Raw genomic sequence first — 13,652 nt, forward strand, 5'->3', positions numbered from 1 at the left:
TGCGCCAACGTTACACCCGAACTTCCTTCTCTAAATTAATAAAATATAAATACTTTTCTTTTACCTTTTTCCCGGTAATCTCCTCCACAGCCCGGGCGTAAAGGTTAAGCTGACCGGCATACTCTTTTAGCCGCTCGTTTAAGATATCCCCGGTGACCCGGTCGGTTTTCCAGTCAACGATAAAAAACCCATCTTCTTCAAGAGCCAAAAGGTCAATTACCCCTCGCACCAGGATTTTTTCCGAAAAACCGGTAGCCTCCGGATAAATTTCACCGGCCTTGACTCCCAGGGTAAAGGGAAATTCCGGGTAAATTTCCCGAGCTCTAAGGATTCTCTGGCCCAAGGGCGTAGCAAAAATCCGGGCAATTTTCGTAAAATCAAGCATTTCTCTGCTTTCGGGAGGCAAAACCCCCTCCGCTACCAGCGTTTCCCCCTGGGCTTTAAGTCCGGAAGCAGACAGATCCCCTTGAAAATCAATCCGCCGCAAAAACTCGTGGTAAACAATCCCTAACATAGCTCCGTCTTCAAAGTATACTCCGGGTAAAAATACTTCATCCTCATCTTCCAAAGAAATAACGTCATCAGTGCTAAAAACTTCTTTTAAATCGGAAACGCTCATCTTCGCAGGAAGCTTAGCAATTTTTAACCCGGGATAATTAAACTCCAAACCTGCCCTAAATTGCCCGGTATAATCGGTTTCTTCGGTAAAAGGTGTTTTTGTCAGGAGCTTAACCCTTAGCACTTCTGGAAGTTCCCATTGCTCTCCCTCAATTTTTTCCTGCTGGGGATGAACTTCCACTTTAAGGCAGTCAGGTAAATCGCTGCCCTCCCTAAAAACTACTGGCCCAATCCAGTCCAGAAAGTTCCCTGCTCTGGCAATCTGGCCATCGGACAGAGTATCTTTCAAAGCCTCGGTTTGGCTTTGCCAGCCGGCCATTTTCTTTGCTAAGTTTTTCACCGTACCAACCAAAATAAGCTTTTCCCTGGCCCGGGTCAGGGCAACATACAAAATCCGCATCTCTTCCGCTAAAGTTTCCCGCCGCATCCGCTCACTCAAAATTTGCGAAGCTATGGAATGGCGCCGGATTCTTTTCTCCGGGTCAAAAAATTTAGGCCCGAAACCAAGGTCGCTGTGGAGAAAAACAGTGTTGCTGTAATCAAATTTAAACCGTTTCCCAAGGCCAACCACAAACACCACCGGAAACTCCAGCCCTTTGCTTTTATGAACGGACATAACCCGGACCACATCATCCGCCTCGCCAATTAATTTGGCCGGTGAAAAATCCTCGGATTCTGCTGCCTGGCTTAAAAAGGTAAGAAAGTTATAAATGCCCCCACCGTTAATTTCAGCAAAATCCACTGCCAGATCATGTAACAATTTTAAATTCGCCTGCCGCACTTCTCCGCCGGGATAAGCTCCAAAAATCTCCGGTAAATTAGTTTTACGGTATATTTCATTCACGAGCTCTGCCAAACTAATTTGCCGGGACAGTTTCTGAAATTCAACTAAAAGTTCTAAAAACTTTTGGCTTTTTACCGAAAGCTCATCCTTTCCTAAAGATTTATTTTTAAGAGCATCATAGAGAAGGCCTTCGGGGTATTCCTTCCGAACCTGCCAGAGTTCTTCATAGGTTAAACCGGCAACGGGTGAGCATAACACCGCGGCCAAAGGAACATCCTGGCAGGGGTTATCAATTACCTTTAAAAAGCTGGTCATCAGCAAAATTTCCTTGGAATTTAAAAAGCTGCCAGCTCCTTCAACGTAAACAGGTATCCCCGCCCTGGTCAATTCCTCCTGCCAAATATTGGAAGAGTTACTGAGGGAACGTGAAAGAATGACAATATCCCGGTACTGCAAAGGCCGAAATTCCTTAGTTTCCCGGTCAAAAACTTTAAAACCTTCTTCTTTGAGCTTTAAAATTTTTGCCGCTACCAGCCGGGCTTCCCGGTGGACCGCAGTTAGATCTTCCTCGGGTTCACCGTTTGAGTTAATATCCTCTTCGGGTTTTCCTTCAATTAAGTGCAGTTCCGCAAAACAGTTAGCATTGGGAAGATAGTCTGCTCCCTTTTTAAGAAAAGCTTTTTCATCATAAGAAAGCTCCGCTACCCTTTTTTTCATGATTTGCTTAAAGATAAAGTTTACGGTAGCGATAATTTCCTCGCGGCTTCTGAAGTTCAGGCTTAACTCTATTTTCTTTTCATCAGTAAAATCTTCATATTTCTTTAGAAAAATCTCCGGCCGGGCCCAGCGAAAACGGTAAATGCTTTGCTTTACATCGCCCACCATGAAAAGATTTTGCCCATCTCTGGAGACATAAGTTAAAATCTCTTCCTGAAGGCCATTTATATCCTGGTACTCATCTACCAATATTTCCACGTATTTTTCCCGGAGTTCCCGGTAAACTCCACTTTTTAAAATATCAAGAGCCCAGTGCTCTAAGTCGGAAAAGTCCGCAAAACCATGTTTCCTTTTTTCCTCCTGATACTTTCGGGAAAATTCCCGGACTAACTTTACCAAAGGGTCAAGATAGGAGGTTAAAGTTCTTAACTCTTCCCGAAAATTACCTGCTTCCCAGGAAAAATAACGTTTTTTTATGGTTTCAAATTGCTCTTTTGCCTTATCCCGTAAGTCTTTTGCTTCGTCCTTGCCCCCAACTCCTCTTCCCCAGGAAAAGGTTCCAAATTTCACCTGACTCAAGTACTGCTTTGCCGCCTCGTACCCCTCATTTAGTTTCGCATACAGTCCCCGCACCTTTTCCATATCTTCTGCTAAGAGGGAAAAAGCCCTGGCCTGGCCATACTTTTCCGCTACACTTTTAGCCCGTCCTAAAAGCTCTAAGATATACTCCAACCACATTTCGGTGCTACTTTTTATTTCCCGGTACCAGAAAGTATCTTCAAACCTTTCCCAGTTCCCGTTAAATAAATTTAATGAGTCCAAAAGCCACTTTTCAGGCTCGGGATTGGACCGGGAGAAATGGTAAAGGTTAAGGATTAGTTCCTTTAAGTTACGGTCATTTTTTTCATCGTTTAAATATTCCAACAGGGCAAAAAGTTCCCGGTCCCCTTTTTCGTATCTCTCCTCCAAAATTTCCTCTAAGACTTTATTTTTTAGATACGTTTCCCTTGGTCCCTCTAAAATCGCAAACTTGGTTTCATACCCACACACCCGTCCGTATTTCCGGATAATTTTATGACAAAAGGAATGGAGGGTAGAAATATCGGCCACTGGCAACAGTTCTAACTGTTCTAAAATCCGTGAATTTCCCGGATCTTCATTTAAACGCTTTAAAAGCTCCGTCCCAAGACGCTCTTTCATCTCTCCCGCTGCTGCCTCGGTAAAGGTAACCACCAAAAGCCGGTCTATGTCTACCGGAGGTGTATCCGTCAATACCCGGGATAATACCCGCTCCACCAGAACCGAAGTTTTCCCGGCTCCTGCAGCAGCCGATACTAACAGGGCATTACCCCTGGAGGTGATAGCCCGCATTTGTTCGGCTGTCCAGTTTTTCATCCCCCACACCTCCCCCTGAAAGCGCCAGCAACACTTCGGGATCTTTTTTCCTGGGTATTACCCGGTATTGTTTTTCCTGTTCTTCCAAACGGCACACTTCAAGATAAGAACAATACCTGCAGCCGGTAGCATCTTTTAATTGATAGGGTATTGCCGAAAATTCTCCGGCGCTAATTTTAAAAATAGCTTCGGTAATAAGACCTTTAATTTTGGTAAATAGAGCTTCCAGTTCCGCCGGGGTTAAAGCATTATCAATCCTGCCGTCTTTATAAGTTCGTAAATTTACCGTTTTAAACTTGTTGTTCTGGGCATAAAAGCTATCTAAATGTTTTAAGCTTTCCTCATCCTTTAAGGCATAACCACTCAGGCGAAAATTTTTATAAACTTCTTCCTTTAACTCCTCCATTGAGAGACCTTCGGCCTTCTCATCTAACATGGGGTTTTGAAAGCGAAAATAAAACGCTCCCGCAGGCACCAAATTTTCTCCAAAAAGTTCCTTATTTTCACTGGCCACTAAAAGATAAGTTAAAAGCTGAAGGTTAATCCCACCCACTACTTCGTCAAGGCTTATTGATATAGAGCCGGTTTTATAATCAATTATTCTAAGATAGGTTTTTCCATTGTTCTCATAAACATCTATCCGGTCAATTTTACCGGCTAACGTATATTTCTCTCCGTTGACCTCAAAAACCGGGGATTTTAACCTTTCCTTTTCCCCAAAAGCTATTTCTTCTCCAAAGGGAGTAAATTTAGTAAAGCCTTCGAAATAAGCAAGAGCTTCAATAGCTTTAAATAACATAAGATACAGACGGTTTAAAAAGTACCTTCCCCGGTATGTGGCCAGGAATTTTTCTCCGTATTCTTGCTGGGCTTTGGTAAAAGCTTGATAAACTAAGGTTTTTAAATCTTCTGCTAAAAGGGTTGAAAGCTTCTGCCCTTTTTCCCTTACCGTTTTTATTATCTCCGCTACTGCCCCGTGAAGAAGAGCACCAATTTCGGTTGCTTCCGGAGTAAAAATTTCTCGCTCTTCGGCTTTAATGAGGTATTTTAAAAAATATTTTAATGGGCAGCTATAATAAGTTTCCAAACGCGAAACCGAAAGGGTTTTAGAAGGGAGAAATTCCTTAAAACCGGCATTTAACTTTATTTTGCCAGGATTGGTGGCAAAAGCCCGGGCGATTTTTGTTATAAGCTCCGGCTTACTTAGCAGTAAAGCATTAAAAGCTCCTTGAGCAATAAAAGGTAGCTCCCCGTTCTTTTTAACCTTTACCATTTCTCTGGAAAGAAGTCTTGTTAAGGCCTGAGGGGTGGTTTCATTACCGTAAGATCCTTCCTCCGATTTTAAATTGGGAAAAGCTTTCTTTAGCCAGTCTACTAAAAGCGCCGGAGTAAAACTTTCACCGGTAAGACTTACCCGGGGATAAGAAACATAAACCCTTTCCCGGGCCCGGGTCAGCGCTAAAAATACGTGAAAATTATCCTCTTTAAGCCGCTGGCGGATTAATGGTGAAAGTTCCAATCCCACCTTTTTAAGCTTGGCCCGTTCTTCCTCGGTAAAAATTAGTCCCGCTGCCGGCGGTGAGGGAAATTTCCCTTCCACCGCTCCCAAAATAATTACCGCCCTAGCTTCACCGGTCCAGTAACGTTTGCTGCCACCTGCCCGCACCTGGTCCAATCCTTTGGGGATGGTTTTTAGAGAAAGTTTTGCCAGGTATGCTAAAAGTTCTTCCGCAAAGGTAGTAGGATTTAACCTTTCAGCGCCAAAAACTTCTTCTATCTCGGTTAGTAAATTCGTAAAGGCCTGCCAGAACCGCTCACCATTTTCATCGGAAATTCTTCGGGGAACACCTATTTTTAATAAGAGCTGTTTTAAGCTCTGGCTGAACTCCCGGTAAGTGTTAATTAGCGGTAGTATTTGCGAAAAAGAAATGATTTCCCCAAAACCTTTCTCCCAGCTCTCCCAGTACGATGAATTGGGGTCCTCCCAGGCCTCTTTCAAAACTAATTTTTCACCATCCAATCCCCGGCTTAAAAGGTAATTTTCCAAAGCAAAAACTTCATCGGCGGTTAAATTTAATAGGCCGGATTTTAGACAATTGATAGCCGCTTCCCGGTTAAACTCCCCGAGCACTCCTTTTAACAGGAAATAAAGTCCGTGGTGGTCAAAAGCAAGGCCTTTATCCACATATACCGGCAAACCGTATTCGTTAAAAACAGTTTTGATATTGGAAATATAGTAGCCATCTTCCGGTATTAATACCAGGATATCGGAAAGTTTATACCCCTTAAATTTGGCAAGATAGCGGATGATCCGGGCCGCTTTTTCCATTTCTTCTAAAGGGTTGGCAGCAGCAATTAAACTTAAATTTTCTAAAGACCCGGAGTAAGGATCAGGAAGAAGCGGGTAATAATTCTGGGCCAGGTGAAGAAGTTCTGAAGCTCGATAACGTTCAATTTTTTCCAGTTTTAGCTCTTTTACTTTTATACCTAAATTTAAAGCCTCGCTATAAAGCCTATTAAATATCCCCGGATCGTATTCTGTAGGCAAAGTTACGGTAACTTCGGCGCAGGTTTTTAAAAGGGTTTTAATAACTTCTAACTCCAAAGGTGTAAAAGTATAAAAACCATCAATAAACACTTTTGCCCCCGCTAAAAACTTGCTCTTAGGGGCATATTCCAAAAACTTTTCTAAAAGTCCCTCGCTGGTATACTCTTCTCCAAATTTTTCTAAGTATAACTTGTATAACAGGTAAACATCTTTTAATTTTTGCTGCAGCATCCAATTCTCTATTTCAGACGACGCTTTTTCTAAATTCTCCGGTTTTACCCGGTAACGCCGAAACTCTTTAAATAACTTTAAAAGGTCTTCGATAAACCCGGGATTATCCGCAGCTTTTTGTAAAATTTGTAGTTTTCCCTTATTTTCCTGTAAAATCTTTTTTAATGTATGCTGATAAACAAATTCGGAAGAGTTTTTAAAAAAAGCTTTAAATTCCCGGACAACATTTAAAGCAAGTCGACTAAAACTTAACACCTGCAGGCGAAAGCTCCCGGGCAAATCCTCCCGGGTATTTAAAAGATACTCGTTTTCAAAAGTAGCGCTCTCCGGCACTATATACAGCACCATAGGCCCCAGCGGTGCTTCTTTTAAAACTTTGATTATCTCTTCCCGGCAGTACCGGCTTTTGCCGGAACCCACCGGCCCCCTTACTATCGTAAGCACAATGATCCCTCCAGGGACGGTTCTGTCAGTGACCATTTTCGTCTAAAAAAATTGGAAGCGATTTTACGCCTCCTTTTAAATTCGCTTTTTAAATTTTTTTTCCTTTTTTTTAAAGAAAGTAAGTTTTATAAAATACTTCTGAAGACGATCTTGAAAATGGTGGTTGTAAGAACCGTCCCTACAGTGACACCAGTTCCGCTTTCATACTCTCTAAATCCACCACCGCAAAGGTTCCCTTGCCGGTCAAGACTCCCGCCAGTTCCCCGGGATTCACATGCAAAGTTTTGCCCTGGGGCATAATGTAAGCCTGATGGGTGTGACCGGTTACCACCAAATCGTATTTACCGCATTCCACCAGTGCCCGGGTTAAGACTTCGTTGGTACCGTGGTACACCGCAATTTTCCGTCCGGCAATTTCCACTTCCCCGGCTTCATGGTAGTACTCAATGCCGAGCTTATCCACCACTTCCCTAAAGTAGTAATGCTCCCCTTCGTTGTTGCCAAAGACGGTAATAAGCCGCCCTTCCCGGCCAATCCCCTTTTTCAGGGCTATAGCCGCAAAGGGTGCCACCCAGTCGCCGGCGTGGATTATGGTGGTAATCCCCTTTTCTTTAAAATACTCCACCGCTTTTTGAATGTTGGTTAAATTATCATGGCTGTCGGACACTATACCAATTAACATGCAATCCCCTCCTTGGTATAATTTTGGGGACAGTCCCTATTCTTATACTTAAAGTATAATTTTAGGGACTGTCCCTATCTTTATACTTCGAGTTTTAAAAAGCTGCTTTGAGCATCCTTTAAGGTATAAAATAGCACTCCAAGTCCTATAAGAAAAGAAAGCCCGACAAAGCCCACGGTGCACGGCCAGAAGGAAAGTTTAAATTTCAAGAAGAAAAGCCAGTAGAGGCCGATTTGCATAAAAGGAAAAAATATTCCTACCGTGGCATTGAGGTTTTGTTTAAAAGCTTTTTGCGGGTGGTCCCAGTTTAAATAGGGCCGCTTTAAGTCAAGTAAAAGCCCGGCTGCCAGAACCGGTAAAGCGCTTAAAAGTACCGCCGGTAAAATAAATAAGGCTTTTAAACCCGAAATCTTCAAAAGAAACGCACCCCCTACCGCAAAAAGCGAAGCTATTATCCCAAATACATAACCGTGGGCCAGTTTCCCTAAAAGCCAGGTTTTTTCTGAGACCGGAAGACTTTTAAGGTAGTAAAGCTCTTTGGCCTCCCGGGAGATGGCGGTAGAGGTGATATTGGTAGCCGCAGCCAAAAAGACCCCAAGGGATAAAAGGCCGGCTAACAGATAATTCTCAAAAGCTTTGTTACCTAAAAGCTTTTTAATTTCACTTAAGCCAGTAATTCCCTGAAAATAAAAGGAAATACCAAAAACAAAGGGTATGATAATAATAACAAGCGGACCGTTTAAGAAATAAACCGGTTCGCGGTTCATAAGCCGGATTTCCCGCAGAAGGTTCGAAGTAAAGACAGGTTTTGGGGTAAAAGTTAACTCCCCTTTTACCCTCCGGCGTCCACCGCCCCCTTCCGCCCCCACTTTTAAGCTCTTTTCGTAAGCCCGCCCCAGGGTATAAAGGCCTAAAGCTAAAAGGCCAAGGCTAAGAATAATGTTAGCCCCCAGGGAAAAAGCTTTTATAGTAACATCCTCTCCGGTTAAAGATTTCACCGTAAGCAAGGCCGGAAGGTAAATTTTATAAAGCTTCAGGTTTATAAGGTTGGGGTCGGAAAATTTTGCGACAAGCATTCCCGGATTTTTCTCGGCCATTTGCACGGTATTGGAAAATTTTTGAATAAGTATCGCTGCTCCAAGGCCAATAATGCCGCCCACATACATGAGCAAATCTTTTTTCCGGGCAAAGGAGAAGCTTCTAAAAATCAGGACAAAAACGATAAAGACTAAAGTCAGGGGTAAAATAGGTAAAAGAAACAAATTCAAAAAAGCAGTAACCCAGTAATAAAAGCCTTCACCGCCAAAATAACCGTAAACCCCGGCAGGTATGCCGAAGAAAAGTACGGCTATGGGAAGGTGGTAAAAATAATTTACCAGTATTTTCGCCCCTAAAAGCTCTCTCCCCTTTAACGACAAAGCCAAAAGATACTCCGCTCCATCGTAATAGTAACCCGAAAGGATTGTTATCACTCCCAGGGCTAAGATAATTAAAACGGTATTTACCGCTCCCAGGGCTAGCACGGTGGATTCAAGATTCACCTGCTTTAAAGCCAGGAAAAGGTTTTTATAAAAAACAACGTTCATGGAAAAAAGGCCCGACAAAGAGAAAAGGATTAAGACGATAAAGCCAATAGCCTTTAAAAATTCTTTGGGATTTTGGCGATAATAGGAAAAAGATCGAACCGCCAGCAAAACTTTTGTTAACTGCAAAGTTTTTCTCATGACCGCACCAGCTCCAGGAAAAGCTCTTCCAGGCTTTTATCTTCCTGCTTCTGGGTTTTTAGATCTTCCATGGTTCCGGTAAAGATTAGCTTTCCTTTTTTAATAATCCCTAAAGTAGTGCAGAGCCTTTCCGCCACTTCTAAAATGTGGGTGGAAAAAAACACCGTTTTACCCCGGGCAGCGTAATCCTGCATAAGCTTTTTTAAGTTAAAAGACGACTCCGGATCCAGGCCGATCATCGGTTCATCCAAGATCCAGATGTCCGGGTCGTGGACCAGCGAAGCAATAACCAGAAGTTTTTGCTTCATCCCGTGGGAGTAGCTGCCAATTCTATCGTTTATCGCCCCTTCCAGGCTAAAAAGTTTTAAAAGGGGGGGAATCCTTTCTTCCCTGAGCTTAGCGGGGACTTCATACACATCGGCCACGAAATTTAAAAATTCAAGGCCGGAAAGCCTGGGGAAAATTTCCGAAGTATCGGGAACATAACCAAATTTTCTTTTGGCTTTAAGAGGCTCTTTTAAAAGGTCAATCCCGGAAAGCTCCACTTCCCCGGTGTCCGGAGCCAATATGCCGGTCATAATTTTAATGGTGGTAGTTTTCCCCGCCCCATTGGGGCCTAAAAAGCCAAAAATTTCCCCCGGCGGTACCGTGAGATTTAAATTATCCACCGCCAGGACCTTTCCCTCTCCGTAAGTTTTGGAAATATTTTTTAAACGGATGATATAAACCACTCCTCTCGACAAAAAATACTAACTCTTAACAAATTATAAGCAACAAAATCCCCTTGAATTTCGGGCCAGCGGCTGTCATCTCCAGCTTTTTGGTTATTTTTGTTATTAATTCGTCCCGGTTTTAAAAATTCCTCTAATCCTCGCTAAAAAACAAGGCACAAATAAAACCGGCGTTTTAGCCGGCATCAATCAATAACTACTGCGGGATTACCACCGGAACATTATTAATTTTGTAGACTATAGCTTTAATACCATAAACTTGATAAATGTTTTCCGTACTCAATACTTTTTCATCACCAAAGGCCACAATTTCACCATCTTTTATCAGTAAAAATTTATCGGCAAAACGTAACGCCTGATTGAGGTCGTGAAGAATGGCTATTATGGTCATTTTCCGCTCCCGGGCAAACTTTTTTAAGAGTTTCAGAATTTCATACTGGTGTCTTAGATCCAAATTGCTTGTCGGTTCGTCTAAAAGAAGAAGTTTCGGTTCCTGGGCCAAAAGCCTGGCCACTGCTACTTTTTGTAACTCACCGCCGCTTAACTCATCGAGAAAACGTAAAGCAAACTCTTCCATTTCCAAAATCTTTAAAACCTCTTCCACCACTTCCAGATCTTTTTGCGTTGCCTCAAGCCGGATATGAGGCCTTCTCCCCACCAAAACTGTGTCAAACACGGTCAAGCGGCTTACCTCTTGGCGCTGGGCCATATATCCCACTTTACCTGCAAACCAACGAAGATTGGTTCGAAATATCTCTTGGCCTTCCAAATAAACAGCCCCTTTTTTTATTTTAAGGTTACGGCTTAAACATTTTAATAAAGTCGATTTACCTGCACCGTTATTGCCCAAGATTGCTAATATTTCTCCTTCAGCAACTTTAAAGCTTACATTATTAAGCACAGCTTTACTGGGATAATCAAAGGACACACCGACTACCTCTAAAAGCATTCGCCTCCCCCTTTTTCAACTTATTTTCCCCGAAGTAAGAGGTATAAAAACAAAGGTGCTCCCAAAAAGGAAGTTACCGCACCAACCGGTAAAATCACCGGGGAAATTACCGTGCGGGCAAAGGTATCCGCTAAAAGCAGTAGAACCCCGCCCAATAAAGCTGCTCCGGGCAGTAAAAACCGCTGGTCATGGCCAATGACCCGGCGCACCATATGGGGGGCTAAAAGACCTATAAAGCCGATGATCCCGCAAAAGGAAGTTATTACTGCCGCAATGCCAGAAGAAACCAGCATTCCCCAAAAACGAATTTTATCGGGGTCAACTCCTAAGCTTCTGGCCCCTTCTTCTCCGGTAATTAGGGTATTGTAATTCCAGCGGTTTAAGTAAAAGTAAATAAAAGCCAAACTGATCCCGATAACCAGTAGCCTTACTTCTTCCAGCCCCAGGCGGCCCAAATCCCCAAAACTCCAAAAAACCACCGCCGCAAGCTTTAACTCATCGGCAAAATACTGAAGCAAAGTGGTACCCGAAGCCCAAAGGGAACCTATGGCCACCCCCGCAAGCGCAATGGCTTCCGGGGCAAGTTTTTTCATTTTTCCCAGCCACAAAACTAAAAGGGACGTCAAGAGGGCAAAGCTAAAAGCCGTCAAGCTCACCAAATAGCGATTAACATAGTTTATCTTGGCATCCGCTCCCACCTGATAACTCCCCGCACCTAAAACAATGATGGCAAAGGCAGCCCCAAAAGCGGCCGCCTGGGAGATACCGAGGGTAAAGGGAGACGCCAAAGGATTTTTTAAGAGAACTTGCTGCACGTTTCCGGCAAGGCCAAGTCCTATACCGGCCAAAACCGCTCCCGCTACCCGCGGCAGACGAATTTCCCAGATCACCGTCTTTAAGGCGTCCGGACCCTTCCCCAAAATTCCTTTAACCACAGCCCAAAAGCCAAGTTTCATGCTGCCGGCATTAATGGCAAAGACGATTGCTATATTCAAAATTACTAAAAGAATCAATAAAAACAAAACTTTTTGCCAAAGATAGCTTTGATAGATTTTTCCCCTCATTTTCCTCTCCCACTAATCAAATTTTAGCGGACCAAACCCTCCGAACTTTTTCTTTAACTCCTGATACAAAGGTTTTCCTAAAAAGAACTTGTAAATTTCATCGGCTTTTTTCACCGGATCCACCCCGGCAAAGGCTTTGGGGTAGATTACTTTGGCAACATAGTAAGCATCGGCAAAAGCTGTCTCTATGTTGGTATTGTAAAAATTATAGGGGAGCAGTCCGTAAACTTTATTTTTCTTAAAGGCAGTTAAACTCTGGTAAAAACTGCTGTTTTTGCTATAATCCTCTTTCACCAAAGAAAGTCCTCCCTCATCGATAAACACCACCTCAGGATCCCAGAGCAAAATCTGTTCCCGGTCCACGGTAATTGCTCCCTGTTTCCCTAAGCCATCGGCAACATTCTGGGCTTTAACCATTTTTAAAATGGGATGGGAACCCTGAGTACTTTCAAAACCCCGGGCTCCTTTAAAACTTACCGCCCCCACGTAAACCTTCGGGCTTTTTGCCTTACCTATCCGTTTGGCCAAATCACTCTTGATTTTTTGGACGTAATTTTGCAGTTCCCGGGCTCTTTTTTCTTTCCCTAAAATTTTTCCTATTAAATTTATTGATTTTAAAGCTGTGTCGTCAAAAAACCCTGCTTGACCGTAATTTAAAACTACTACAGGAACCTTAACCTGTTGCTGGAGCCGGTCTGCTCCTGCCTTATCCAAAAGCTGGACGACAAAAATTAATTCGGGCTTAACTGCTAAAATTTTTTCGGGATCCGGCTGGGTATCCGGTCCACCCTGGCCAATGGTAGGTAATTTTTGAAGTTTAGGATAAGCTAAAATATATGGTTTGGCATTTGGCTGTTTTTCAATTGCCTCAACCCCAACAATACGTGCCGCTCCATCCACATAACTCACCAAACGTAAAGCTCCCGGTCCTATAGCTACAACCCTTTTGACCGGTTGCTTTATGGTAATTTTTCGCCCGGCTAAATCAGTAACCACTATGGTCTTGGTCGTAACTTTTTTTGTAGCCGCTTGCGTTTTTGAACCTACACCAAAATAAGTTAACCCTATACTTAAAGCTAAAATCAGAATAAAAATGCCCAAATTACGCGCCTTTTGCATTTTACCTTCCCCCTTTATTCACAAACTTTATAATCAATAAAACAATCTTTACAAACAATCTCCCCCTGGTAAAGCCGGGCTTTAGGCTCCATTACCGCTTCCCCGCATTTACTGCAAGTTAAGCTTTTGAAAATTCTTACCGGCCGGACCTTAAAGGAAACTTTCTGGATTTTAAATAATTGGTCCGAAGGCATTGTTAAAATTTCTTCCGCCCGTTTATTTTGAAGCTCTGAAAAACGCCTCCTTTCCTCTTCAGTAGCTTTTTTCTCTAAAATTTTATTAAATAATTTTTCCTGGTCCGAGCTTCTTTGCCAAAGCTCGCCTCGTACCACCAGGCGTTCTCCCTTGCCCCAGGATATGCTGCCAAAGGTATAAGCCATTTTGCCGGTATCTTTGTAAATTAACCGTCCTTTGCCAAAAGTACATCCGGTCAACACCTGAATGGCATCCACACCACAGGCATCATTTTCGGTAATGACATATAAATCGTCCAAATTCCCTCCTTTCTCCAAAAATCGTTCCAAAGCTAATTTAGCCGCCCGGTAGCCAATGGCCAGTCCCGGGCAGACATGTCCGTGGAACTCCACCACCCGTTCCCAATCCGTAAATACTCTACACACCTACAATCCCTCCTAATTTTTGCTAA

At 43.1% G+C, this 13,652-nt stretch carries 9 protein-coding genes; all 9 read right to left on the minus strand.

All coding sequences use genetic code 11. The features are described from left to right. Nucleotides 1-10: 10 nt before the first annotated feature. Nucleotides 11-3,514, minus strand: a complete 3,504-nt coding sequence (gene addA / locus CHY_RS10130) for a helicase-exonuclease AddAB subunit AddA (RefSeq protein WP_011345072.1) — start codon at nucleotides 3,512-3,514, stop codon at nucleotides 11-13. Continuing rightward, on the minus strand, nucleotides 3,465-6,737 hold the full coding sequence (locus CHY_RS10135) for a PD-(D/E)XK nuclease family protein (protein ID WP_011345073.1): 3,273 nt from the start codon (nucleotides 6,735-6,737) through the stop codon (nucleotides 3,465-3,467). Before CHY_RS10135 ends, addA begins: the two co-directional genes overlap by 50 nt. Nucleotides 6,738-6,915: 178 nt before the next feature. Beyond that, nucleotides 6,916-7,419 carry a metallophosphoesterase gene (locus CHY_RS10140; protein WP_011345074.1) on the minus strand — a complete coding sequence of 168 codons (504 nt, stop codon included), beginning with the start codon at nucleotides 7,417-7,419 and terminating at the stop codon, nucleotides 6,916-6,918. 80 nt (nucleotides 7,420-7,499) lie between these two features. Next, nucleotides 7,500-9,143, minus strand: a complete 1,644-nt coding sequence (locus CHY_RS12850) for a hypothetical protein (protein ID WP_011345075.1) — start codon at nucleotides 9,141-9,143, stop codon at nucleotides 7,500-7,502. Further along, nucleotides 9,140-9,865: an ABC transporter ATP-binding protein gene (locus CHY_RS10150; RefSeq protein WP_041538033.1), complete on the minus strand. Its 726-nt coding sequence runs from the start codon at nucleotides 9,863-9,865 to the stop codon at nucleotides 9,140-9,142. The genes CHY_RS12850 and CHY_RS10150 overlap by 4 nt, the downstream gene beginning before the upstream one ends. A gap of 205 nt (nucleotides 9,866-10,070) precedes the next feature. Next, complete coding sequence (locus CHY_RS10155) at nucleotides 10,071-10,823, minus strand: ABC transporter ATP-binding protein (protein WP_011345077.1); 753 nt, start codon at nucleotides 10,821-10,823, stop codon at nucleotides 10,071-10,073. A gap of 20 nt (nucleotides 10,824-10,843) precedes the next feature. After that, a complete protein-coding gene (locus CHY_RS10160) occupies nucleotides 10,844-11,887 on the minus strand; it encodes a FecCD family ABC transporter permease (RefSeq protein ID WP_011345078.1) in 1,044 nt (347 codons plus the stop codon). A 12-nt stretch (nucleotides 11,888-11,899) separates the two neighbouring features. Continuing rightward, nucleotides 11,900-13,006: an iron ABC transporter substrate-binding protein gene (locus tag CHY_RS10165; protein WP_011345079.1), complete on the minus strand. Its 1,107-nt coding sequence runs from the start codon at nucleotides 13,004-13,006 to the stop codon at nucleotides 11,900-11,902. Nucleotides 13,007-13,020: 14 nt separating this feature from the next. Next, nucleotides 13,021-13,626, minus strand: a complete 606-nt coding sequence (locus CHY_RS10170; RefSeq protein WP_011345080.1) for an FmdE family protein — start codon at nucleotides 13,624-13,626, stop codon at nucleotides 13,021-13,023. Nucleotides 13,627-13,652 lie beyond the last annotated feature (26 nt).

Origin of the sequence: Carboxydothermus hydrogenoformans Z-2901, assembly GCF_000012865.1 — a bacterium.
Classification (GTDB): Bacteria; Bacillota; Z-2901; order Carboxydothermales; family Carboxydothermaceae; genus Carboxydothermus; species Carboxydothermus hydrogenoformans.

Bases quoted from the DNA above. Each gene is read 5' to 3' on its own strand.
- CHY_RS10140 (WP_011345074.1), bottom strand. From the start codon at position 7,419: ATGTTAATTGGTATAGTGTCCGACAGCCATGATAATTTAACCAACATT.
- CHY_RS10160 (WP_011345078.1), bottom strand. From the start codon at position 11,887: ATGAGGGGAAAAATCTATCAAAGCTATCTTTGGCAAAAAGTTTTGTTT.
- CHY_RS10155 (WP_011345077.1), bottom strand. From the start codon at position 10,823: ATGCTTTTAGAGGTAGTCGGTGTGTCCTTTGATTATCCCAGTAAAGCT.
- CHY_RS10165 (WP_011345079.1), bottom strand. From the start codon at position 13,006: ATGCAAAAGGCGCGTAATTTGGGCATTTTTATTCTGATTTTAGCTTTA.
- addA (WP_011345072.1), bottom strand. From the start codon at position 3,514: ATGAAAAACTGGACAGCCGAACAAATGCGGGCTATCACCTCCAGGGGT.
- CHY_RS12850 (WP_011345075.1), bottom strand. From the start codon at position 9,143: ATGAGAAAAACTTTGCAGTTAACAAAAGTTTTGCTGGCGGTTCGATCT.